The 23,404-nt window shown below is 37.0% G+C and carries 21 protein-coding genes; 18 read left to right on the top strand and 3 right to left on the bottom strand.

Translation table 11 applies throughout. The features are described from left to right. Positions 1-173: 173 nt before the first annotated feature. The 12 genes from gmk (at position 174) to FNL60_RS08070 (ending at position 13,100) form a co-directional block, all read left to right on the top strand. Positions 174-806, top strand: coding sequence for a guanylate kinase (gmk, locus tag FNL60_RS08125; protein ID WP_002263045.1), 633 nt, complete (start codon positions 174-176; stop codon positions 804-806). Positions 807-829: 23 nt separating this feature from the next. Further along, a complete protein-coding gene (gene rpoZ / locus FNL60_RS08120; protein WP_002263044.1) occupies positions 830-1,147 on the top strand; it encodes a DNA-directed RNA polymerase subunit omega in 318 nt (105 codons plus the stop codon). 41 nt (positions 1,148-1,188) lie between these two features. Beyond that, positions 1,189-3,573, top strand: coding sequence for a primosomal protein N' (locus tag FNL60_RS08115; protein WP_002279922.1), 2,385 nt, complete (start codon positions 1,189-1,191; stop codon positions 3,571-3,573). A gap of 59 nt (positions 3,574-3,632) precedes the next feature. Continuing rightward, a complete protein-coding gene (fmt, locus tag FNL60_RS08110) occupies positions 3,633-4,568 on the top strand; it encodes a methionyl-tRNA formyltransferase (protein ID WP_002263042.1) in 936 nt (311 codons plus the stop codon). After that, positions 4,549-5,871 (top strand): 16S rRNA (cytosine(967)-C(5))-methyltransferase RsmB, encoded by a 1,323-nt coding sequence (gene rsmB, locus FNL60_RS08105; protein ID WP_002267946.1) that lies wholly within the window; start codon positions 4,549-4,551, stop codon positions 5,869-5,871. Before fmt ends, rsmB begins: the two co-directional genes overlap by 20 nt. A gap of 38 nt (positions 5,872-5,909) precedes the next feature. Beyond that, positions 5,910-6,653, top strand: coding sequence for a Stp1/IreP family PP2C-type Ser/Thr phosphatase (locus FNL60_RS08100; protein WP_002279923.1), 744 nt, complete (start codon positions 5,910-5,912; stop codon positions 6,651-6,653). After that, positions 6,650-8,500 carry a Stk1 family PASTA domain-containing Ser/Thr kinase gene (gene pknB, locus FNL60_RS08095; protein ID WP_002263039.1) on the top strand — a complete coding sequence of 617 codons (1,851 nt, stop codon included), beginning with the start codon at positions 6,650-6,652 and terminating at the stop codon, positions 8,498-8,500. The genes FNL60_RS08100 and pknB overlap by 4 nt, the downstream gene beginning before the upstream one ends. A gap of 440 nt (positions 8,501-8,940) precedes the next feature. Continuing rightward, a complete protein-coding gene (gene liaF, locus FNL60_RS08090) occupies positions 8,941-9,636 on the top strand; it encodes a cell wall-active antibiotics response protein LiaF (protein ID WP_002263038.1) in 696 nt (231 codons plus the stop codon). Continuing rightward, positions 9,633-10,637: an envelope stress sensor histidine kinase LiaS gene (gene liaS, locus FNL60_RS08085; protein ID WP_002272573.1), complete on the top strand. Its 1,005-nt coding sequence runs from the start codon at positions 9,633-9,635 to the stop codon at positions 10,635-10,637. Before liaF ends, liaS begins: the two co-directional genes overlap by 4 nt. After that, entirely contained in the window at positions 10,630-11,271 is a 642-nt protein-coding gene (locus FNL60_RS08080) for a response regulator transcription factor (RefSeq protein ID WP_002263036.1), read from the top strand. Before liaS ends, FNL60_RS08080 begins: the two co-directional genes overlap by 8 nt. 43 nt (positions 11,272-11,314) lie before the next feature. Further along, positions 11,315-12,730: a Cof-type HAD-IIB family hydrolase gene (locus FNL60_RS08075; RefSeq protein ID WP_002263035.1), complete on the top strand. Its 1,416-nt coding sequence runs from the start codon at positions 11,315-11,317 to the stop codon at positions 12,728-12,730. After that, complete coding sequence (locus FNL60_RS08070; RefSeq protein ID WP_002263034.1) at positions 12,714-13,100, top strand: S1 RNA-binding domain-containing protein; 387 nt, start codon at positions 12,714-12,716, stop codon at positions 13,098-13,100. The genes FNL60_RS08075 and FNL60_RS08070 overlap by 17 nt, the downstream gene beginning before the upstream one ends. Before the next feature lie 78 nt (positions 13,101-13,178). Here the strand turns inward: FNL60_RS08070 and FNL60_RS08065 are convergent, their stop codons facing one another. Further along, positions 13,179-13,955 (bottom strand): glycyl-radical enzyme activating protein, encoded by a 777-nt coding sequence (locus FNL60_RS08065; protein ID WP_002263033.1) that lies wholly within the window; start codon positions 13,953-13,955, stop codon positions 13,179-13,181. A gap of 131 nt (positions 13,956-14,086) precedes the next feature. Here FNL60_RS08065 and FNL60_RS08060 point away from each other — a divergent pair, with 131 nt between their 5' ends. The 4 genes from FNL60_RS08060 (at position 14,087) to FNL60_RS08045 (ending at position 19,356) form a co-directional block, all read left to right on the top strand. After that, the gene (locus FNL60_RS08060) at positions 14,087-14,833 is read left to right on the top strand and encodes a DeoR/GlpR family DNA-binding transcription regulator (RefSeq protein ID WP_002263032.1); all 747 of its coding nucleotides are present in this window, start codon (positions 14,087-14,089) and stop codon (positions 14,831-14,833) included. 250 nt (positions 14,834-15,083) lie between these two features. After that, complete coding sequence (locus FNL60_RS08055) at positions 15,084-17,540, top strand: glycyl radical protein (RefSeq protein WP_002279924.1); 2,457 nt, start codon at positions 15,084-15,086, stop codon at positions 17,538-17,540. Between the two features lie 18 nt (positions 17,541-17,558). Next, positions 17,559-18,227 (top strand): fructose-6-phosphate aldolase, encoded by a 669-nt coding sequence (locus tag FNL60_RS08050; RefSeq protein ID WP_002279925.1) that lies wholly within the window; start codon positions 17,559-17,561, stop codon positions 18,225-18,227. Positions 18,228-18,264: 37 nt separating this feature from the next. After that, positions 18,265-19,356 carry a glycerol dehydrogenase gene (locus tag FNL60_RS08045; protein ID WP_002263029.1) on the top strand — a complete coding sequence of 364 codons (1,092 nt, stop codon included), beginning with the start codon at positions 18,265-18,267 and terminating at the stop codon, positions 19,354-19,356. Between the two features lie 333 nt (positions 19,357-19,689). Here the strand turns inward: FNL60_RS08045 and cysK are convergent, their stop codons facing one another. Both cysK and FNL60_RS08035 read right to left on the bottom strand, forming a co-directional pair. Next, positions 19,690-20,616 carry a cysteine synthase A gene (cysK, locus tag FNL60_RS08040; RefSeq protein WP_002279926.1) on the bottom strand — a complete coding sequence of 309 codons (927 nt, stop codon included), beginning with the start codon at positions 20,614-20,616 and terminating at the stop codon, positions 19,690-19,692. Positions 20,617-20,706: 90 nt separating this feature from the next. Continuing rightward, positions 20,707-21,336: a YigZ family protein gene (locus FNL60_RS08035; protein ID WP_002263027.1), complete on the bottom strand. Its 630-nt coding sequence runs from the start codon at positions 21,334-21,336 to the stop codon at positions 20,707-20,709. 72 nt (positions 21,337-21,408) lie between these two features. Here FNL60_RS08035 and FNL60_RS08030 point away from each other — a divergent pair, with 72 nt between their 5' ends. After that, entirely contained in the window at positions 21,409-22,710 is a 1,302-nt protein-coding gene (locus FNL60_RS08030) for a DEAD/DEAH box helicase (RefSeq protein ID WP_002279927.1), read from the top strand. Further along, a complete protein-coding gene (locus tag FNL60_RS08025) occupies positions 22,707-23,372 on the top strand; it encodes a ComF family protein (protein WP_002270131.1) in 666 nt (221 codons plus the stop codon). Before FNL60_RS08030 ends, FNL60_RS08025 begins: the two co-directional genes overlap by 4 nt. Positions 23,373-23,404 lie beyond the last annotated feature (32 nt).

Genomic DNA, 23,404 nt, shown 5'->3' with positions numbered 1-23,404 from the left:
AAGCTGACTATGCAGTCGTAACGGAACACTTTGTAATGGCTAATAAGGCAGTCTTATTTAGTGAGGAGTATCCGTCATTAACTATTGGAAGAAAGAGATAAAGTTAGGAAAAATTTCTTGATAATCCCTTGGCTTTTTGTTAAACTAGAAACAGAAACTTTAAGGAGCAAGAAATGTCTGAACGTGGTTTATTAATCGTTTTTTCAGGACCTTCTGGTGTTGGTAAGGGAACGGTTAGGCAGGAAATTTTTTCAACACCTGACCATCAATTTGAATATTCTGTTTCCATGACAACGCGTCCGCAAAGGTTGGGTGAAATTGATGGTGTTGATTACTTCTTTCGGACACGTGAGGAGTTTGAAGAACTCATTAAACAAGGCCAAATGTTAGAGTATGCTGAGTATGTTGGTAATTATTATGGCACACCTTTAACGTATGTAAATGAAACATTAGATAAAGGAATTGATGTCTTTCTTGAAATCGAGGTACAAGGCGCTCTTCAAGTTAAACAAAAGGTTCCAGACGGTGTTTTTATTTTCTTAACGCCACCGGATTTAGCAGAATTAAAGGATCGATTAGTTGGACGTGGAACAGACAGTCAGGAAGTAATTGCTCAACGCATTGAACGTGCTAAAGAAGAAATTGCCCTAATGCGCGAGTATGACTACGCTGTTGTCAATGATGAAGTAAAACTGGCAGCAGAACGAGTCAAGCATATTATTGAGACGGAGCATTTCCGTGTTGAACGTGTTATTGGCCGTTATCATAAAATGATTAATGAAGAATTGCCTTTACCCCTTAGATAAATTAGAAAAGAGATAAAACTTTTATGATGTTAAAACCATCAATTGATACCTTGTTGGATAAGGTACCATCAAAATATTCGCTGGTTATTTTACAAGCTAAACGTGCACATGAACTTGAATCTGGAGCAACCCCAACTCAAGCCTTCACATCAGTTAAGCCAACTCTTCAAGCACTTGAAGAGATTGAAGCAGGTAATGTCGTTATTCACCCTGATCCAGAAGCTAAACGTGCAGCTGTGAGAGCTAGAGCTGAAGCTGAACGTATTGCGAAAGAAGAGGAAGAACGCAAAATTAAAGAACAAATTGCAAAAGAGAAGGAAGAAGAAGGTGAGAAAATCTAAGGTTGGCATCAATCTTAGATTTTTTCATATTGAGGTAAGCTATGACAAAAATTGCAAAGGTCATTGTAGATGTGCCCTTAATGCAAACAGATAAGCCCTTTTCTTATAAAATTCCAGAGGCATTATTATCAGTGATTACAGCAGGTTCACGTGTTCATGTTCCTTTTGGTAAAGGAAATCGATTATTACAAGGGTTTGTAGTAAGTGTAGATAGTGGATCAGCTCAGCATTTAAAAACAATTATTGACGTTTTAGATGTGGAACCGGTGCTTAATCAGGAGCAGTTGGAATTAGCAGATCAAATGCGTAAAACGGTTTTTTCTTATAAGATTTCTATTTTGAAATCAATGATTCCAAATCTCTTAAATTCTAATTATGATCGTTTGCTGAAACCTAAAAAAGGGCTATCTCAGGAAGAAAAGGCCTTAATTTTTGCTGGTAAAAAACAGATAAATTTTTCGCAACTGAATCAAGAAATACAGACTAAAAGTTTAAGCTTGATACAGGCTGGTAAAATTGATATAGAATATTTAGCCAAGGATAGAAAGACAATTAAAACGCAAAAATGTTATGATGTTAATCTTGAAAAGTTATCTCATCTTCTTATCAATAAGCGAGCTAAAAAGCGGCAAGAACTGAAAGATTATCTTGCTAATCATCCGCAGCCCGGTCCTCTTTCGGATCTGTATCGGCTTTTTTCAAGAGAGGTTGTTCATTATTTTATAAAAGAAGCTGTTCTCAATATTTCACAAGTAGAAGTGAATCGTACCCAAAGCTATTTTGAAAATATTATTCAATCTGATTTTCTTGATTTAAACCCAGAACAGCAAACAGCAGTAGAGCAAATAACAGCTGCTATTGGTTCTTCTAATAAGCCTTATCTGCTTGAAGGAATTACAGGAAGCGGAAAAACAGAGGTTTATCTCCATGTTATTGATCAGACTTTGAAATTAGGTAAAACAGCCATTGTTCTAGTTCCTGAGATTTCGTTAACACCTCAGATGACTAGTCGCTTTATTTCTCGCTTTGGCAGTCAAGTTGCTATCATGCATTCGGGCTTGTCTGATGGTGAAAAATTCGATGAGTGGCGTAAAATGAAATCCAATCAAGCTAAAGTTGTTGTTGGAGCGCGCTCAGCTATTTTCTCTCCTTTAAAAAATATTGGTGCTATCATTATTGATGAAGAGCACGAGGCAACTTATAAACAAGAGTCTAGTCCACGCTATCATGCGCGGGAGGTGGCACTATTGCGTGCCCAATATCATCAGGCAGTTTTAGTCTTAGGCAGTGCGACGCCATCTATTGAGAGCCGAGCGCGAGCCAGCCGTGGTGTTTATAACTTCCTGCAGCTAAGTCAAAGGGCCAATCCTCAAGCACACATTCCCAAGGTAAAAATTGTAGATTTTCGTGATTATATCGGTCAGCAAAAAGTGAGTAATTTAACACCTGTTCTGCTAGATAAAATTAAAGATCGTCTAATAAAAAAGGAACAGGTCGTTCTTATGCTTAATCGTCGCGGGTATTCTAGTTTTATTATGTGCCGTGACTGCGGTTATGTTGATAACTGTCCTAATTGTGATATCTCCTTAACTTTACACATGGATACCAAAACAATGAATTGTCACTATTGTGGCTTTTTAAAAGGAATTCCTTACAACTGTCCTAATTGTCAAAGTCGGCAAATTCGTTATTATGGAACGGGAACGCAAAAAGCTTATGATGAATTAAAACAAGTTTTGCCAGAAGCACGCATTTTACGGATGGATGTTGATACAACCAAAAGAAAGGGAGCGCATGAGAAGATTCTGACGAAATTTGGTCGTCATGAAGCTGATATTCTTTTAGGAACGCAAATGATTGCCAAAGGACTTGATTTTCCTAATGTTACTTTGGTTGGTGTATTAAATGCAGATACTTCACTTAATTTGCCGGATTTTCGCTCAAGTGAGCGTACTTTTCAACTTTTAACACAGGTGGCAGGACGCGCAGGCCGTGCAAATAAACCGGGTGAGGTTTTGATTCAAACCTATAATCCTAATCATTATGCTATTCAGTTGGCAAGGGAACAGGACTATGAAGCTTTTTATCGCTACGAAATGAGAATTCGTAAGGCACTTTCCTACCCACCCTACTATTTCACAGTTGGCTTAACTCTATCACATAAAGATGAGCAAGAGGTTATCAAAAAATCTTATGAGATAGTGACGTTGATCAAGGAAGGACTGACAGATAAGATTAAAATATTGGGTCCAACACCCAAACCTGTCGCTAGGACGCATAATCTTTATCATTATCAAATTATCATTAAGTATCGTTTTGAAGACCAGTTGGAGATTGTTTTAAATCATATTTTAGATTTAACTCAAGCTAAAGAAAATAAAAAGTTACGTTTGATTATTGATCATGAGCCACAAAGTTTTATGTAAAACACTTTAAACTTGCCAAGTGCTTATGGTAGATTGGTGACACACTAATGAGGTTACAAATGACAAAATTAATTTTTATGGGGACACCTGATTTTTCAGCAACTGTTCTCAAAGGTTTACTAGAGGACAGTCATTATCATGTCTTAGCAGTTGTTACACAGCCAGATCGTGCTGTTGGTCGTAAAAAAGAAATTAAGATGACACCTGTTAAACAACTTGCTTTAGAACATGGTTTAAAGGTTTATCAGCCTGAGAAGTTATCAGGTTCATCGGAAATGGTAGAATTAATGAATTTGGGTGCTGATGGTATTGTGACAGCTGCCTTTGGTCAATTTTTACCAATGATATTGATTAATTCTGTTGATTTTGCTGTCAACGTTCACGCATCCTTGCTTCCTAAATATCGCGGTGGGGCACCTATTCATTATGCTATTATCAATGGAGATAAGAAAGCTGGCGTAACCATCATGGAAATGGTCAAAGAGATGGACGCTGGGGATATGATTGCAAAGGCTTCAACACCAATTACGGATGCAGATGATGTTGGTACGATGTTTGAAAAGTTAGCTATCATTGGGCGTGACTTACTTTTGCAGACTCTTCCAGGCTATCTGTCTGGTAAAATTGAGCCACAGGCTCAGGATGATAGTCAAGCAACTTTTTCTCCTAATATCAGTTCTCAAGAAGAAAAAATTGATTGGAGCAAATCTGCCCGAGATATTTTCAATCAAGTCCGTGGTATGAATCCTTGGCCAGTTGCTCACACTCTGCTTGATGGTAAACGTTTTAAAATTTATGCTGTTGAAGTCGTTAATGGGGCTGGAAATCCGGGAGAAATCATTGAAAAAACGAAGAAAGCTTTGATTGTAGCTGCAAACCAAGATGCTTTATCATTAAAATTGGTTCAGCCTGCTGGAAAACCTAAAATGTCTATCACTGACTTTTTAAACGGCCTAGGTCAAAAACTTAAAGTGGGTGATTATTTTGGGAAATAAGCAACCAACTGCACGTAGTGGTGCCCTTTTTGTCTTAACTGAAATTTTTGATAAGACTGCCTATAGCAATATCGCTTTAAGGCACTATTTAAGCAAGCACAAACTTTCTCAGGCTGATAGATCCTTACTGACTGAGCTCGTTTATGGGACCTTGACTCGCAAGATTACCTTGGAATGGTATATTGCTCATTATATTGAAGATCGCAATAAATTAGAAACTTGGATCTATTATTTACTAATGCTTAGCCTTTATCAAATTCTTTATTTAGATAAAATTCCTCAGCATGCTATTGTTAATGAAGCTGTTGATCTGGCAAAAAGCAGAAATAGAGGTGCTGAAAAGTTAGTCAATGCTGTGTTAAGGCAGTTTTTACGCCAAAAAAGACCTGACATAACTGTCATTAAACGAAAAAATAAACGTTATTCCATCACCTATTCTGTACCAGTTTGGCTAGTTAAAAAAATGATTAGCCAATTCGGTGAAGATAGGGCAATCAGCATTTTGAAAAGTCTTTTAGTTCGAAGTAAGGCTAGTATTCGTGTGGTTAATCCTGATCAAATAGAAGTGATAGCAAAAGCAACAGGAGCCAAAAAATCGGTTTTATCACCTTGTGGTCTGGTCAAAGCATCAGGTCAGTTTTTTGATAGTGATTTATTTAAACAGGGAAAGATCACCATTCAAGATGAGAGTAGTCAGTTAGTAGCGCCCACTTTAGCTATTAAAGGAAATGAGACTGTTCTAGATGCTTGCAGTGCCCCCGGAGGAAAAGCTGTCCATATAGCTTCTTATTTGACGACAGGCCAGATTATAGCACTTGACTTGTATGATCATAAACTAAAATTAATCAAAGATAATGCAGACCGTCTAAAAGCCGCCAATTATATAAAGCCGCAAAAATTAGATGCTAGAAAAGTCCATAAATACTTTGCTAAGGATACATTTGATAAAATTTTAGTTGATGCTCCTTGTTCAGGAATTGGCTTGATTAGGCGTAAACCAGATATTAAGTATAATAAGGATAGTAAGGATTTTACCAGCTTACAAAAAATTCAGTTAGAGATTTTAGATAGTGTTTGCCAAACTATAAAAAAAGGTGGTATAATAACATACAGCACATGTACTATTTTTGCTGAAGAGAATCAGATGGTACTTAAACAATTTTTGGAACAGCATCCAAATTTTGAACAGGTAAAATTAAATCATAAAAAGAAAGATATTGTCGTTGATGGTTGTCTTCTTATTACACCTGAACAATATCTAACAGACGGTTTTTTTATCAGCCAAGTTAAGCGTATTTCGTAAGATTTAGGAGGAGGCTGACCTTGTCAGACAACGAGCATATGAAAATTTCCCTTTTTACAGATATTGGACAGAAGCGTTCTAATAATCAAGATTTTATCAATAAATTTGATAATCGTGCGGGGCATACACTGATTGTATTGGCAGATGGCATGGGCGGTCATCGTGCTGGAAATATAGCCAGTGAGATGACCGTTACTGATTTGGGGCGCGAATGGATTAATACAGACTTAACGGACTTAGGACAAATTCGTGATTGGCTGGTTAATAATATCGAAAAAGTTAATCGTCGGATTTATGAATTGGGTCAAACAGATGATTTTCAAGGTATGGGGACAACTATTGAAGCCTTAGTTATCATTGAAAATAATGTTCTTTTTGCTCATATTGGTGATTCACGAATTAGTTTAATTCACGATGGGGTTTATACGCAATTGACTAGTGATCACTCTCTAGTCAATGAATTAGTTAAGGCTGGCCAAATAACAGAAGAAGAGGCTGCTAGCCACCCTCAAAACAATATTATCACACAATCTATTGGACAAGCTAGTCCAGTTGAACCAGATCTTGGTATTCAAACCTTAGGAGCAAATGATTATCTTTTAGTTAATAGTGATGGTTTGACGAATATGATTTCGAATGAAGCTATTGTTGCTGTTCTAACTGATGAAACAAAGGACTTAGATGAAAAAGCCAAGCATTTGATTCAATTAGCTAATGATGCAGGTGGGCTTGACAATATCACTGTAGCCTTAATTCACGCCGAAAGTGAGGGAGATCAATGATTCAGATTGGCAAATTATTTGCTGGTCGTTATCGGATTCTCCAGTCTATCGGACGAGGTGGGATGGCGGATGTTTATTTAGCTAATGATTTGATTTTAGATAATGAGGAAGTGGCCATTAAGGTTCTACGTACGAATTATCAGACAGATCAGGTTGCTGTGACACGTTTTCAGCGGGAAGCACGTGCCATGGCAGAACTTAATCATCCTAATATTGTAGCCATTCGTGACATTGGAGAAGAAGACGGTCAGCAATTCCTTGCAATGGAATATGTTGATGGCGCCGACTTGAAGAAATACATTCAAGATCACGCTCCTTTATCAAATGCTGAAGTCATTAGAATCATGAAAGAGGTTCTTTCTGCTATGACTCTTGCCCACCAAAAGGGTATTATTCATCGGGATTTAAAACCTCAAAATGTTTTACTGACCAAAGATGGAACGGCTAAAGTAACAGACTTTGGTATTGCTGTGGCTTTTGCTGAAACGAGTTTGACCCAAACCAATTCAATGCTGGGTTCAGTACATTACTTATCTCCTGAACAGGCGCGTGGTTCTAAGGCTACTGTTCAAAGTGATATCTATGCAATGGGGATTATGCTTTTTGAAATGCTGACAGGGCATATTCCCTATGATGGCGATAGTGCTGTTACAATTGCTTTGCAGCATTTTCAAAAGCCTTTACCATCTATTATTGCTGAGAATAAAAATGTCCCTCAAGCTCTTGAAAATGTTGTTATTAAAGCAACAGCTAAACGATTAACGGACCGCTATCATTCAACGCAGGAGATGTTGCAGGATTTAAGAACGTCTCTGCAGCCGAATCGCAGCCGTGAAAGAAAGCTTGTTTTCAGTGATGCTTCAGATACAAAACCACTACCAAAACTGGAACAGGCAGCAGCAAACTCTTTAGCTGCTCAGTCCTTAAAAAATAAAACTTCCAATCAGGATAAAGTAGATCATAAATCTAAGCCTAAAACCAAACCACAACCTAAGCCTAAGAAAAAAAGACATTTTTTAGCTCGTTTCTTTAAAATCTTCTTTATATTAGTTGCCATTGGTATTGCTGTTTTGACCTACCTGGTTCTGACAAAACCGAGTACTGTTTCAGTTCCTGACGTTTCAGGAGATAAATTATCAACGGCCAAGATGATTATTAGAAAATCGGGTCTTAAGGTGGGTGACGTTCAAAAAATTGAGGATGATAACGTTGGTGCTGGAAAGGTCGTAAGAACTAATCCAAGTGCAGGCAGTAAAAAACGTGAAGGTTCTAGTGTTGATATTTTTGTAGCTAGTGCTAAGGGATTTAAGATGGAGGACTATACCGGTCAAGACTACAAGGATGCTATTGATAATTTGACTAATAATTATGGTGTTTCTAGGGACAGTATTGTTCTTAAGGAAGTTTCATCTGATGACTACAGTGGTGGAACTGTTATCGGTCAATCACCAAAACCCGGAAAGACCTATCATCCTAGCAGTGATAAAAAAATAACTCTCAAGGTTGTCAAAGTCACTATGCCAAATCTTAAAAATTCTACTTATGAAGAGGCTGTCAGTACTTTAACAGCTATGGGGATTTCTTCAAGCCGTATAAAAGCTTATGATGCCAGCGATTACTCATCAGAAATTTCATCACCATCATCTTCGTCACTCGTTGTCGGTCAAAGTCCTTATTATGGTAATACTGTCAGTCTGTCATCTAATGATGATATTATCTTGTATGTTTCAACATCAGGTGGCTCTCATTCTGGTTCGTCGTCGTCTGAATCTTCGAACAGTGAAGGAACAACATCAAGCGAAGCCTCGACAGACTCTAGTTCAAGTGCGACGACAACTTCACATTAAATAAAGAAATAGGTAAAACAAGGACTGAGAAGAATCTTCTCAATCCTTGTTTTTATATATCATGGCTCGAACTATTGAATGATATAGGCGGTTAATTATATGATGTTATTAGGTCATCATGTCAATTCAAGTTATGTTTATGATCTGTTGATAATAATGTTATCTAATGCAGATATACTCATATGTTGTAGTTATTATATTTATAAGTTTAAGGTTCTTGCCTCAGCCTCCTTGTTTGAAGAGATAACTTTTTTGTTATCAAACTTGTATCCGTCTAGGATTAAGACTGTATAAGATTGATGTATGATAACTAAGCTATGGCGTCTTTGATATTTGAAAAATTCTCTTTATCTTTAGTGTTATCTGGTCTAGATCAAGGGGTGAAATTTATCCTAAATTTTGATACAATGACTAATAATTGTAGAACTGAAGGAAGCCTTATGCGAAAATTTCAATTTTTTTTGGTTGTTGAAACTATCTTAATTGCTTTAGCTTTTATGACTATTCTGGCGAGTAATCTCTCAAGTTTTATCTTGATTGTGGTTATTACTCTTTTAGCCTTGAGATTTTATCGTTTAGGCAGTCGAAATGACTTTTTATTGACAGCTAGTTTACTTTTACTTTTTCTTATTTTTATGCTCAATCCTTATACAATTGCTGCGGTACTTGTTGGAATCCTTTATGTTATGATTAATCATTTTGCTCAAGTCAAAAAGAAGAATCGCTACGCTTTATTAACCTTGCAAGAAGAAGGTTTAGATGTGACTAAAAAACCACATCAGTGGATTGGTAATGATGAACATGTGGAAACAGATACCTATGCTTTTGATGATATCAATGTTATTCGTCTCAGCGGAAGTGATGTGATTAATCTCAGTCAGGTCATTGTAAGTGAACAAAATAATGTGGTCATGATTCGTAAAGTTTACGGACCTACCAAGATTTTAGTTCCTGTTGATGTCTCAGTTAGTTTGGATGTTAGCAGCATCTATGGCTATGTTCGCTTTTTTGATGCACCAGAATATGATTTGCGCAATGAGGAAATTAGACTGTCTGATCATATAGATGGAAGAACCAAATCTGTAAAAATTATCATCAATGTCATTGCGGGCTTGGTGGAGGTAGAACGTATATGAAAAAAAAGACGATCTTAATGATTTTTTTATACGCGGCAGTTACCATCATTTCCATTGTTTTTGTCATTATTAACAGTCTTAATCTTGATTTGAAAAGTTTGTTAGCTGATTGGCTTGTTCTTGAGCAATTTATTTTATCGCTTCTTGCTGCCTTTATTTCCTTGACTTTTCTTTTACTGTTGGTATGGATGATTTTAGATGATAATAGCAAACGCCACCTCAACCAAAATTTGAAACGCATTCTGCTTAATCAGACCATCACACAGGAAGATGATACCGAATTAGGGAAAAACGTTAATCGCCTTTCTCGTAAAATGCAGCAGTTAACTAATAATTTGCAAAAGACGGAAAATACCTATATTGCCAGCAGTCAGGAAATTGTCAAAAAGGAGAGAAAACGCATTGCTCGAGATTTACATGACACAGTGAGTCAAGAACTGTTTGCCTCTTCTATGATTTTGTCAGGTGTTTCTCATAATCTTGATCAATTGGAAAAAAAACAACTGCAGACACAATTATTAGCTATTGAAGATATGCTCAACAATGCTCAGAATGACTTGCGAGTCCTTTTACTGCATTTGCGTCCTACAGAATTAGAAGGAAAGACACTTTCAGAAGGACTTGCTATGATTCTTAGAGAATTAACTGATAAGAGTAATATTGAGGTTGTTTATAAGGAAGATATTGGGGAACTTCCTAAAACGATTGAAAGCAATTTTTTCCGAATTGCTCAAGAATTTATCAGCAATACTCTTAAACATGCCAAGGCTAGTCGTCTAGAAGTTTATTTGTATCAAACTTCTTCAAAAGTTCAGCTGAAGATGATTGATGATGGTATTGGTTTTGATATGGATGTCGTTCGAGATTTGAGTTACGGCTTGAAAAACATCGAAGATCGCGTTAATGATTTAGCTGGGACAGTAAAGTTTTTAAGTGCTGAAAATAAGGGGGTTGTTATGGATATCCATGTACCAATAATGAAAGGAGATGCTGATGAGTAAAACAAAAGTTATACTGGTTGATGATCATGAAATGGTTCGATTGGGTTTGAAAAGTTTTCTTAATTTACAAGATAATGTAGAAGTTATCGGTGAGGCTAGCAATGGCCGTCAAGGTATTGACTTGGCTTTAAAATTAAAACCAGACGTTGTTGTCATGGACTTGGTTATGCCAGAAATGGATGGTGTAGAAGCCACTCTTGAACTTCTAAAAGATTGGAAAGAAGCCAAAATTCTAGTTTTAACCAGTTATTTAGATAACGAAAAAATTTATCCTGTCATTGAAGCAGGTGCTAAAGGTTATATGTTGAAAACTTCCAGTGCAGCTGAAATTTTGAATGCCATTCAAAAAGTAGCTAAGGGAGATTTAGCGATTGAAACAGAAGTTGATAAGAAAATCAAGGATCATCATAATAATCCTGATTTGCATGAAGATTTAACAGCGCGTGAACGAGACATTTTGGCTTTACTTGCTAAGGGTTATGATAACCAAACGATTGCTGATGAGCTTTTCATTTCTTTGAAGACTGTCAAAACACATGTTTCTAATATCTTATCGAAATTACAAGTTGATGATCGGACCCAAGCCGTTGTCTATGCTTTTCAGCATCATTTAGTGCCACAGGACGAAAATTAGACTCTGTGTTATAATAAAATGGGTTATTCAAAAAAGGAGAACAATGGATCTTAGAATAAAAAACAAAGCCAAAAAAATAAAAGCCGTCTTTTTTGATATTGATGATACCTTACGCATCAAAGATACGGGTTATATGCCTGATTCAATCAAAAAAGTCTTTGAAAGCTTACAAGAAAAGGATATTTTAACTGGTATTGCTTCAGGGAGGGCACCTTACGGTGTTGTTCCAGAAATTCGTCAATTAAATCCAGATTTTTTTGTCACCATTAATGGTTCCTATGTGATTAATCATAAAGGTGAAGAATTATCTAATGATCCAATTCCTAAAGATATTATTGAAAAATATGTTGTTTGGTGCCAAGAAATTGGTATTGAGTATGGTTTTGCTGGTAAAGACAAAGCTGTTGTTTCAAAACGAACAGAGTTGGTTGATAAGGCTCTAGTCCCTGTTTATGGTTTTTGTCCTGTTGAACCCGATTTTTATAAAAATCATGAGGTTTATCATATGTGGACCTTTGAGGATGTGGGTGACAGCTTACAACTTTCAGATGAATTGAAAGAAGATGTCCGTTTGGTACGTTGGCATGAAAATTCTTCAGATGTTATTAAGAATGGTATTTCCAAAGCGTCAGGACTTGCTCATGTTCTAAAAAAAGTCCATTTAAAACCAGAAAATGTTCTTTTCTTTGGTGATGGACCAAATGATATGGAAATATTTGATTATGTTGGTCTCAAAGTTGCCATGGGCAATGGTCATGGTGATTTAAAAGAGAAAGCTGATTTTATTACAAAAAATGTAGAAGAAGATGGCATTTTGTATGCCTTGGAGGAATTAGGTTTGGTAGAAAAAGAATTACAATTTCCACAATTAGATGTGACTAATGATGATGCCCCTATGGCTCTTATCAAAACGAATTATGGCGATTTAAAGGTGAAATTATTCCCTAAACAGGCCCCAAAAACAGTAGCCAATTTTGTTGCTTTAGCTAAGGATGGCTACTATGATGGTGTGATTTTCCACCGTGTTATTAAAGACTTCATGATTCAAGGTGGCGATCCAACTGGTACTGGTATGGGTGGTGAATCCATCTATGGTGAGCGTTTTGAAGATGAATTTTCAGAGGAACTTTACAATCTTCGAGGCGCTCTTTCTATGGCCAATGCAGGTCCAAATACCAATGGGAGTCAATTTTTCATTGTTCAAAATCAGAATCTTCCATATAGCGCTAAAGAATTAGAACGTGGCGGTTGGCCTAAGGAAATTGCAGCAGCCTATGCCGAAAATGGAGGAACACCGCATCTTGACCGCCGTCATAGCGTTTTTGGTCAACTAGTTGATCAAGCTTCTTATGAAGCTCTTGATAATATTGCTAATGTTGATACAGGAGTTGCTGATAAACCTATAGATGACATTGTGATTGAGAGCATCGAGGTGATTGATGATGAAAATAGGGGATAAGCTAAAAGGAAAAATCACAGGAATTAAGCCTTACGGTGCCTTTGTCCAATTAGAAAATGGCTCAATTGGTCTCATCCATATCTCAGAAATCAAAACGGGTTATATTGATAATATTTATCAGACATTATCGGTTGGTCAAGAAGTTCTTGTTCAAGTCGTTGATTATGATGAATATAGTCAAAAAGCCAGTCTTTCTTTGCGAACTTTGGAAGAAGAAAAACATCATTACCAACATCGCCATCGTTTTTCTAATAATCGTTTAAATATTGGTTTTAAACCTTTAGAAGAACATTTACCAATCTGGGTTGAAGAAAATCTTGATTATTTGAAAAAGGATCAAGATGAGAGTGATAATCAAGCTAAGGATTAAGTGTTCGTTAAAAAACTGCATCTTTAAGTTGGACAGAAAAATCCAAAACTTAAAGATGCAGTTTTTTATTTTATATTTTTAAAAATAACAGTCAATGCCATGTTCTAGAAAAACAGATTGGTAATCATAAAGGTCTTCCGGATGAAGAGCTGTGTAGCCGGACATTTCATATTTCCGATTGAGGAATTTGTACTTATTTTCTCCAAATTGATGAAAAGGAAGCAGTTGGACTTTATCTACTTGAATATCATTAAAAAGTTTTGCAAAGTGTTCAGCATCATCTAAGGAATTATTAAAATCAGGAATGACAGGAATTCTCAAAACGATCGTTTTTTTGTGCGTAAAGGCATAATGAATGTTTTGGATGATAAAATTATTATTGACACCAGTTACTTTGCGATGTCGAATAGTATTGTAATGTTTCAAATCAGTATAAATAAAATCAACATATTGAATCAAATCGGTAAATTTTTCATGCTCGGCAAAAGCTGTTGTTTCAATGGCTGTATGGAGTCCTTCTTCTTTGGCACATTTAAGAATGGCCTTGGCAAATTCAAATTGGGCAAAAATTTCACCACCAGACAGCGTGAGACCACCTCCGGATTCCTCATAGAAATCAATATCCTTTTTAACTTCTGATATGATGTCCTCCACTGTTTTTTCTTCCCCTATAATCATTGGTAATTTTGTTTCGGCATCCAGCATTTGTTCGGGTTTATATTTTTGAGATTCAGGATTAGAGCACCAAGGACAGCGTAAGGGACAACCCTTTAAAAACACAGTTGTGCGAATACCAGGGCCATCATGGATGGAAAAATGCTGGATATTAAAGATAATTCCTTTTTCGCTAGTCATATTTTTGCCTTTCTTTTTTTCAACTTATAATCAGTTTATCAGAAAAACGAAACAAAATCAATTACGAACGTAATGCTGTTGGCTTTATTTTTTATATTCTATTTGGTAAAATAAATCTAGAGGTGATTATTATGAAACGTTTAGATGAGATTATTAACTTAGTTTCTCAGGAGAAAAAAATAGATGTTAATACCTTATCTGAAAAATTAGGCGTATCGAAAGTAACTATTCGTAAAGATTTAGATAAATTGGAAAGCAAAGGATTGCTGCATCGTGAGCACGGTTATGCAGTATTAAATAGTGGTGATGACTTAAATGTCAGGCTTTCTTACAACTATAATATCAAAAAGCGTATTGCTGCAAAGGCAGTTGAATTGGTACGTGACAATGAAACCATTATGATTGAATCAGGTTCAACCTGTGCTTTGTTAGCGGAAGCTATTTGTCAAAGTAGACGCAATGTCAAAATTATTACCAATTCTTGTTTTATTGCAACTTACATTCGAAAGTATGATTCTTGTCAAGTGATTTTACTTGGTGGTAATTATCAACCTAATTCTGAAGTAACTGTTGGCCCCTTGCTAAAAGAAATGCTTAAGCTGTTTCATGTTGAAAAGTTGTTTGTAGGAACGGATGGCTTTGACGATGAGTTAGGGTTTATGGGAAAAGACATGATGCGATGTGAAGTTGTTCAATATATGGCTGAATCTGCTGATGAATTGGTTGTCTTAACAGATTCAAGTAAATTTGCTAAGCGTAGTTTGGTCAATCAATTTACTTTGAGTCAAGTTTCGCAAGTCATAACAGATTCTGCCATTTCAGAAGCAAGACGTGAGCATTTAATAGCTAATCATATTAATCTAAAATTGGTCAATTAAAGCATGATATGAGACGGTTGTGAATAACAAGAAAAAACAGTTATTCGTAAGGAGACATGTCTTTATGATATTGACTGTAAATTCTTAATAAAAGGTAAAATTGGATCAGTATTTTCATTTGTAAAAACTGGTCTTTTTCTTTAAATACAGACTGTCTTTTATGAAAAATGGTTGCATTTTATTAAAATTGGTGTTATTATAACTTCGAAAGAAAATATAATTATTACGAACATAAAAAAGGAGAAGGAGAATGGTAATTCCGCTTTTAACTCAAAAGTACACAAATGATGTTCAAAAGAATTCTCAAAAACACTTTGGTTATTTGACGGAACGCATGTACAGTTATCGTGATAAGGTACTTGATAAAAAGCCTTATATTGATGCCGAACGTGCCATACTTGCTACAGAAGCCTATAAAGAACATCAAGAAAAACCAAATGTCCTTAAGAGGGCTTACATGCTTAAAAACATTTTAGAAAAAATGTCGCTCTATATTGATGATGAGACGATGATTGTTGGAAATCAAGCTTCTAGTGATAAAGATGCTCCAATCTTTCCGGAATATACACTCGAATTTGTTTTGAATGAATTGGACCTCTTTGAAAAGCGTGACGGTGACGTTTTCTATATCACAGAAGAAACCAAAAAGCAGATTCGTGACATTGCCCCTTTTTGGGAAAATAATAACTTGCGTGCTCGTGCAGGTGCGATGCTCCCAGATGAAGTACAGGTCTATATGGAAACAGGCTTCTTTGGTATGGAAGGCAAGATGAATTCTGGTGATGCTCATTTAGCAGTCAATTATCAAAAGTTGCTGGAATTGGGACTTGTCGGTTTTGAAGAACGGACACGTGAAGCTAAGGCCGATCTTGACTTAACAGACCCAGCTAGTATCGATAAATATCATTTTTATGATTCTATTTTAGTGACAATTGACGCAGTCAAAACTTATGCCCAACGTTTTGTAACTTTAGCTAAAGAGATGGCAGAAACTGCAGCGGCTAAGCGCCGAAGAGAATTACTGGAGATTGCAGCCATTTGTGAACGGGTGCCTTATTATCCAGCACGCACCTTTGCAGAAGCTGTGCAATCGGTTTGGTTCATCCAATGTATTTTGCAAATTGAATCAAACGGTCATTCCCTTTCTTACGGGCGTTTCGATCAATACATGTATCCTTATGTTAAAGCAGATTTAGAAGCAGGTCGTGAAACGGAAGACTCCATTGTTGAACGTTTGACCAATTTATGGATTAAGACACTTACCATCAACAAGGTTCGCAGTCAAGCACATACTTTTTCATCTGCTGGCTCACCGCTTTATCAAAATGTCACTGTTGGAGGTCAGACGCGCGCTAAGAAGGATGCAGTTAATCCTTTATCTTTCCTTGTTTTGAAATCTGTTGCGCAGACACATTTACCACAGCCAAATTTGACGGTTCGTTATCATGCTGGTCTCAACCCTGATTTTATGAATGAGGCGATTGAGGTCATGAAACTTGGTTTTGGGATGCCGGCCTTTAACAATGATGAAATTATTATTCCATCATTCATCGCTAAGGGTGTGGCAGAAGAAGACGCTTACGATTACTCAGCAATCGGCTGTGTTGAAACGGCTGTTCCTGGCAAATGGGGCTATCGTTGTACGGGTATGAGTTATATGAATTTTCCTAAAATATTGCTTATTACCATGAACAATGGTATTGATCCAGCTTCTGGCAAACGCTTTGCGCCTGAATTTGGGCATTTTGTCGATATGACATCTTACGAAGATCTTAAGTCTGCATGGGATAAGACGCTCCGCTATTTGACGCGTATGAGTGTTATTGTCGAAAACGCTATTGACCTCAGTTTGGAACGGGAAGTTCCAGATATTCTTTGTTCTGCCTTGACAGATGATTGTATTGGTCGTGGCAAACATTTAAAAGAAGGTGGTGCCATTTACGACTATATTTCTGGACTTCAAGTTGGGATTGCTAACCTTTCAGATTCTCTTGCAGCTGTCAAAAAATTAGTTTTTGAAGAAAAACGCTTAACAACAGCTGAACTTTGGGAAGCTTTGCAATCGGATTATGCTGGTGAACGTGGCGAAGAAATTCGTCAAATGCTGATTAATGACGCTCCTAAGTACGGCAATGACAATGATTATGCCGATCAATTGGTATGTGATTGTTACGATGTTTATGTTGATGAAATCGCTAAATATCCAAATACACGCTATGGTCGAGGCCCAATCGGTGGTATTCGTTATTCAGGAACATCATCCATTTCAGCTAATGTTGGTCAAGGACGTGGAACACTAGCAACTCCGGATGGCCGTCATGCAGGGACACCGCTTGCAGAAGGCTGTTCACCATCTCATAATATGGATAAAAACGGTCCAACTTCGGTACTCAAATCAGTATCTAAATTACCAACCGCTGAAATTGTTGGAGGTGTCCTTCTCAATCAAAAAGTAAATCCACAAACCTTATCAAAAGAAGAAGATAAGCAAAAACTCATTGCACTTCTTCGAGCTTTCTTTAATCGTTTACATGGCTATCATATTCAATACAATGTTGTCTCTCGTGAAACTCTGATTGATGCTCAAAAGCACCCTGAGAAACATCGCGATTTGATTGTACGGGTTGCGGGCTACTCAGCCTTCTTCAATGTTCTTTCTAAAGCAACTCAAGACGATATTATCGCTCGTACAGAACATGCACTTTGAGAAAAAGAGGAAAAGAAAATGGAATTTATGCTTGATACACTCAATTTAGCAGACATTGAAAAATGGGCAGCAATCCTACCATTAGCTGGGGTAACTTCCAACCCATCAATTGCTAAAAAAGAAGGAAAAATTGATTTTTTTGAGCAAGTGAAAAGGGTTCGTACCATTATTGGTGAAGAACCAAGTATTCATGCACAAGTGGTTGCGGCAGATGTGGAAGGGATTATTAAAGATGCCCACAAACTTCAAGATGAACTTGGCGGCAATCTCTATGTTAAAGTGCCTGTCTCTCCAACTGGCTTAACAGCGATGAAGCAACTAAAAGAAGAAGGATTTCAAATCACTGCTACGGCTATTTATACAGTTTTTCAAGGCCTTTTAGCCATTGAAGCTGGCGCAGACTATCTTGCCCCTTACTATAATCGTATGGAAAATCTTAATATAGACCCAATTGAGGTGATTGGTCAACTTGCTCAGGCTATTGAGTGTCAACAAGCTTCTGCAAAAATCTTGGCAGCAAGCTTTAAAAATGTTACTCAGGTTGCCAAGGCTTTAGCAGCGGGTGCTAAAGCCGTTACTGCTGGTGCAGATATTTTTGCTGCTGGTTTTGCCAATCCATCCATTCAAAAAGCTGTTGATGATTTTGCAGCAGATTGGGAAAGCACACAAGGACGTCCTTATATTTAAAAAATAAAAGGACTTTACTTTAGAAGGAGGTTTCATGATGAAAATTTTTGCCAGCCCATCACGTTATATTCAGGGTGAAAAAGCTTTATTTGAAAATGCAAAAGCTATTATTAATTTGGGTTCTCATCCTATCCTTTTAACAGACAATGTCGTTTATGATATTGTTGGTAAACGTTTCGAAACTTATCTTAACCAAGAAGGATTGATAGTAGATCGTATAGCCTTTAATGGTGAAGCTTCAATAAACGAAATTGATCGCGTTGTTGCTATAGCTAAAGAAAAGGGAAATGATTTAATTATTGGTCTTGGTGGGGGAAAGACGATTGACAGTGCTAAAGCCATTGCTGATTTATTAGAGATACCTGTTATTATTGCTCCTACAGTTGCCTCGACAGATGCTCCAACATCAGCCTTGTCCGTCATTTATACTGACCAAGGTGCTTTTGAAAAATACATTTTCTATTCCAAAAATCCAGATCTTGTTTTAGTAGATACTGAAGTCATCAGTAAATCTCCAGTTATTCTACTGGCTTCGGGAATTGCAGATGGACTTGCTACTTGGGTAGAAGCAAGAGCTGTGCTTCAAAAAAATGGGCAAACAATGACTGGTGCAGGGCAAACTTTAGCTAGCCTTGCTATTGCCCAAGCCTGTGAGCGTACTTTATTTGCAGATGGTCTACAAGCGCTGGCAGCTTGTGAAGCAAAAGTAGTGACAAGAGCACTTGAAAATGTTATAGAGGCTAATACCTTATTAAGTGGTTTAGGGTTTGAAAGTGCAGGTTTGGCCGCAGCTCACGCTATTCATAACGGTTTTACAGCCTTAACGGGAGATATTCATCATCTGACACATGGTCAAAAAGTTACTTATGGAACCTTAACGCAACTCTTTCTTGAAAATCGTCCAAAAGAAGAAATTGATAAGTATATTCATTTTTATAGAGCAATTGGCATGCCAACGACTTTAGAAGAAATGCACTTGGGAGATGCTGACTATTCTGAACTTCTAAAGATTGGCCAACAAGCTACAATTGAAGGCGAAACGATTCATCAAATGCCATTTGAAATTAAGGCAGGTGATGTTGCCAATGCACTCTTAGCAGTAGATCAGTACACTAGATCATTAAAATAATAAACGAAATATTTACCAATTAATGGCACTGAAGACGAAAAAGAAAAGATTAAATGAAATAACTTTCTGACAAGCAGACAGTGATATAATAAAAGCTTGAGAGAATAATCTGATTCCTAAATGCAAGAGGAATCAGATTATTTTTTGTGTTGGAAAACGTTTGAGGTAGACTAATTTCGCGTTTTTGGGTATAAGAAAGCTCCCTTTCTTGTGTTTTAACGAAGTTTTGTTCTTCGCTGTTTACAGTAAAGGGAGTTATATAAATGATACTCTTTTGTTTTTTTCTTTCTGTGCAACTTTGAAGGTCAGCATGACATAAATGTTACAGGTTTCTTAGTTAAATTCATAAAGTGCGGTTGAAAGATAACGCTCACCATTATCAGGTGCAATAGCCAAGACTTTTTTACCCTTACCGAGTTTTTTAGCGACTTCAAGTGCGGCCCAGACAGCAGCAGAAGCGGAGATGCCAAGTAGGAATCCTTCCTTACCGCCGAAGTAGCGACCAGTAGCCAAAGCATCATCAGATTTAACACGGATAACTTCATCATAAGAATGAGTATCTAATGCAGCTGGGATAAAGCCTGTTGAGATACCTTGGATTTTATGGGGCCCCGGTTTGTCACCTGACAAAACAGCAGATTCATCAGCTTCCAATCCATAGATTTTAATGTCAGGATTGTCTTTTTTAAGGGCACGTGAAATCCCAGTAATCGTACCACCAGTACCAATACCAGCAACGACAGCATCAAGTCCATGTGAACCAAATGCTTCCAGAATCTCAGGACCTGTTGTCAATTCGTGAATTTTTGGATTAGCTGGATTGTCAAATTGCAGAGGCACCCAACCACCAACTTCTTTGGCAATCTCGTGAGCTTTGTCAATGGCACCCTTAGTACCAGCACTTCCTGGTGTCAATACGAGTTTGGCACCGTAAGCTTGTATAATTTTGCGGCGTTCAACGCTCATTGTTTCAGGCATTGTAATAATGACATTGTAACCTTTGGCAGCGCCGACCCATGAAAGTCCAATACCTGTATTACCACTTGTCGGTTCGACAATGGTATCTCCAGATTTGATGAGACCACGTTTTTCAGCATCTTCAATCATGCTTAAAGCAATCCGATCTTTAACGGAAGAACCAGGATTGAAAGCTTCAAGTTTAACATAAACATCAGCTGCATCTTCAGGAACAACATTGTTGAGTTTTACAATAGGTGTATTGCCAATTAATTCAGTAATGTTGTTATAAATTTTTGCCATGATAATACCTCACAAATTTAATATGTTTCCAGTATAGGCTGAAAAATAAGCTTTGTAAAATATAAATTATTTATCACCGTGATAAGGAAATCATATCACGGGAACTTCAATAATTTGATTACCAGCAACATGGCTTTTAAGTTTTCCTTGATAAAACTCAGTAAGTTGGTCAAGGGTGAACTCAATATCTTTCTTATCCACATAAATAGTAGTGTTAACAGTCACTGAAAAATCGGTATCATATTCTTGCAGTTGATGTTCCTTCAAGAAATTAGCAAAGGTCTGATATTGTGGATAGGTTAATTCCAACCGCAAACCTGTCTGCTTTTTGACTTCAACGATTCCTAAAGCTTTGAGCGTATTAGCAGCTCCACCCGAATAAGCTCGGATCAGTCCGCCTGTTCCTAACTTGATGCCACCAAAATAACGTGTTACAACAAGGACAAGGTTTGTCAATTGCTTTTTTTCGAGGACACTTAACATAGGGATGCCTGCAGTTCCACTGGGCTCACCATCGTCACTGGATCGTTTGATATCGCTGTTTTCGCCAATAATCATAGCTGAGCATGAATGTCGTGCCTTGTAATGCTCTTTTTTGATTTGAGTAATAAAATCACGTCCTTCTGCTTCATTAGTGATTCTTTTTGCCTGACAAATAAATCGTGATTTTTTAATAGTTTCTTCAGTGCTGCCGTTTTTGGCGATTGTTCGATAGTTCATAGGAAAAGTGTACACATTTTTTTGAAAAGCTGCAAGTCAATTCTTCTTATTTGTTTACGAATAAGAAAGGTGATGGAGAATTTAGAGAATTATTATGGCCGCCTCTTGACCGAGAATCAAATGAACAGTGATTTGAAAAAGCAAGCTAAAATCTTGCCAGCTATGATAAAAAAACCGCATTACTTTATCTGCAATCGTTGCGGCAGTCAGAACAATCTTGGTAATGCTTTGCCGGATGGATCTATCTACTGTCGAGCTTGTCTTGTCTTTGGACGTCTTACTAACAGGGACAGTCTTTATTATTTTGAGCAAAAGCCTTTTCCAAAGGGTCAGGTCTTAAGGTGGCAAGGGCAATTAACCCCTTTTCAGCAGGAAGTTTCCCGTGGTTTAAAAAAGAGTGTTTGCCATAAGGAAAATATGCTTATTCATGCTGTAACAGGTGCAGGCAAAACGGAGATGATTTATGAAACTCTGGCCAGCATTCTCAATCAAGGGGGTGCGGTTGCACTTGCTAGTCCTCGCATTGATGTCTGCATAGAACTGTATAAACGTTTAAGTCGTGACTTTTCTTGTCCTATCAGTCTTTTGTATGGAGAGTCAGAAGCTTATGAACGCAGTCCATTAGTGATTGCAACCACGCATCAACTTTTGAAATTTTACCGAGCTTTTGATTTGTTAATTATTGATGAAGTAGATGCCTTTCCTTTTGTTGACAATAAGATGCTCTATTATGCTGTAGATCATTGTCTGAAATCAGATGGTGTCAAAGTATTTTTGACTGCAACTTCGACTGACCAATTAGACAAACAGGTTAAGCAAGGGAAGCTAAAAAAACTGCATTTAGCCAGACGATTTCATGCCAATCCCTTAGTTGTTCCCAAGCCAATTTGGTTGAATTTATCTCTTGAAAGATTACAAAGAGGTAAATTACCGCGCTCTTTTTTACAGCAGATAAGAATTCAAAGGCAGATTCAATTCCCTCTTTTGATCTTTTTTCCGAATATTGAAGATGGTTTAACCTTTGCTAAATCACTGCAAACCTATCTTCCAAATGAGAAAATTGATTTTGTTTCCAGCTTGACAACAGATCGTTTAGAAAAAGTCGAAAATTTTAGAAAAGGAAACACACAAATTTTGGTTTCAACAACGATTTTAGAGAGGGGAGTCACTTTTCCTTGTGTAGATGTTTTTGTCATGATGAGCAACCATTATCTGTTCACCAAAAGTTCTCTGGTACAGATTGCTGGTCGTGTGGGACGCTCTGCCGATAGACCAGATGGAAAATTACTTTTCTTTCATAATGGAATGAACAGAGCCATGAAAAAGGCCATTATGGAAATCAAGACTATGAACAAAAAAGGAGGTTTTGCATGAACTGTCTCATTTGTCACTTGCCTTTTGAGAGTAAATATTATTTCTATTCTATTTTCTTCTTGAAAACTTCAAGAGATTTTGTTTGCCCACCTTGCTTTGCGAAATTTCAATTCATATCTGAAAAACATTGCCTAAATTGTTATAAGGAGGGAGAAGGAGATATCTGTCAAGATTGCCACAAATGGCAAAATCTCAAAAAGGAGGTTCATCACAAGGCTCTCTTTTGTTACAATCAAGCTATGAAAGATTATTTCAGTGCTTACAAATTTCAAGGGGATTATCTTTTAAGAAAGGTCTTTATAAAGCCTATTAAAGAAGCCTTAAGAGAGTATACTAATTATACTTTGGTTCCCATTCCACTCAGCTCTTCAAGTTTAGAGAATCGTGGTTTTAATCAAGTGCAAGCTTTTTTAGATGAGGCAAAATTGTCTTATCATGATTTATTAGGCAAAGAAGATGGTAGTGTAAAACAATCAAGTAAAACACGTCAAGAACGCCTAAAGACTCAACAAAACTTTTATTTAAGGAAACATAAAGAATTACCTGATAAAGTGATGCTAGTTGATGATATCTATACAACGGGTATGACAATTCAATTGGCCAGTCAATTATTGCGTGAAAATGGTGTGAAAACAATAAAATCCTTTTCTTTAGCAAGGTAATAAAAAACTTGCAAATTTTCATGAAAGCGATA

Origin of the sequence: Streptococcus mutans, assembly GCF_006739205.1 — a bacterium.
GTDB lineage: Bacteria > Bacillota > Bacilli > Lactobacillales > Streptococcaceae > Streptococcus > Streptococcus mutans.
This window is presented reverse-complemented; position numbering and strand designations above follow the sequence as displayed.

Bases quoted from the DNA above. Each gene is read 5' to 3' on its own strand.
- FNL60_RS08070 (WP_002263034.1), top strand. From the start codon at position 12,714: ATGAAAATAGGGGATAAGCTAAAAGGAAAAATCACAGGAATTAAGCCT.
- rpoZ (WP_002263044.1), top strand. From the start codon at position 830: ATGATGTTAAAACCATCAATTGATACCTTGTTGGATAAGGTACCATCA.
- FNL60_RS08065 (WP_002263033.1), bottom strand. From the start codon at position 13,955: ATGACTAGCGAAAAAGGAATTATCTTTAATATCCAGCATTTTTCCATC.
- FNL60_RS08075 (WP_002263035.1), top strand. From the start codon at position 11,315: ATGGATCTTAGAATAAAAAACAAAGCCAAAAAAATAAAAGCCGTCTTT.
- FNL60_RS08055 (WP_002279924.1), top strand. From the start codon at position 15,084: ATGGTAATTCCGCTTTTAACTCAAAAGTACACAAATGATGTTCAAAAG.
- pknB (WP_002263039.1), top strand. From the start codon at position 6,650: ATGATTCAGATTGGCAAATTATTTGCTGGTCGTTATCGGATTCTCCAG.
- gmk (WP_002263045.1), top strand. From the start codon at position 174: ATGTCTGAACGTGGTTTATTAATCGTTTTTTCAGGACCTTCTGGTGTT.
- FNL60_RS08115 (WP_002279922.1), top strand. From the start codon at position 1,189: ATGACAAAAATTGCAAAGGTCATTGTAGATGTGCCCTTAATGCAAACA.
- fmt (WP_002263042.1), top strand. From the start codon at position 3,633: ATGACAAAATTAATTTTTATGGGGACACCTGATTTTTCAGCAACTGTT.
- liaF (WP_002263038.1), top strand. From the start codon at position 8,941: ATGCGAAAATTTCAATTTTTTTTGGTTGTTGAAACTATCTTAATTGCT.
- FNL60_RS08050 (WP_002279925.1), top strand. From the start codon at position 17,559: ATGGAATTTATGCTTGATACACTCAATTTAGCAGACATTGAAAAATGG.
- liaS (WP_002272573.1), top strand. From the start codon at position 9,633: ATGAAAAAAAAGACGATCTTAATGATTTTTTTATACGCGGCAGTTACC.
- FNL60_RS08080 (WP_002263036.1), top strand. From the start codon at position 10,630: ATGAGTAAAACAAAAGTTATACTGGTTGATGATCATGAAATGGTTCGA.
- FNL60_RS08060 (WP_002263032.1), top strand. From the start codon at position 14,087: ATGAAACGTTTAGATGAGATTATTAACTTAGTTTCTCAGGAGAAAAAA.
- FNL60_RS08030 (WP_002279927.1), top strand. From the start codon at position 21,409: ATGGAGAATTTAGAGAATTATTATGGCCGCCTCTTGACCGAGAATCAA.
- FNL60_RS08100 (WP_002279923.1), top strand. From the start codon at position 5,910: ATGAAAATTTCCCTTTTTACAGATATTGGACAGAAGCGTTCTAATAAT.
- cysK (WP_002279926.1), bottom strand. From the start codon at position 20,616: ATGGCAAAAATTTATAACAACATTACTGAATTAATTGGCAATACACCT.
- FNL60_RS08045 (WP_002263029.1), top strand. From the start codon at position 18,265: ATGAAAATTTTTGCCAGCCCATCACGTTATATTCAGGGTGAAAAAGCT.
- FNL60_RS08035 (WP_002263027.1), bottom strand. From the start codon at position 21,336: ATGAACTATCGAACAATCGCCAAAAACGGCAGCACTGAAGAAACTATT.
- FNL60_RS08025 (WP_002270131.1), top strand. From the start codon at position 22,707: ATGAACTGTCTCATTTGTCACTTGCCTTTTGAGAGTAAATATTATTTC.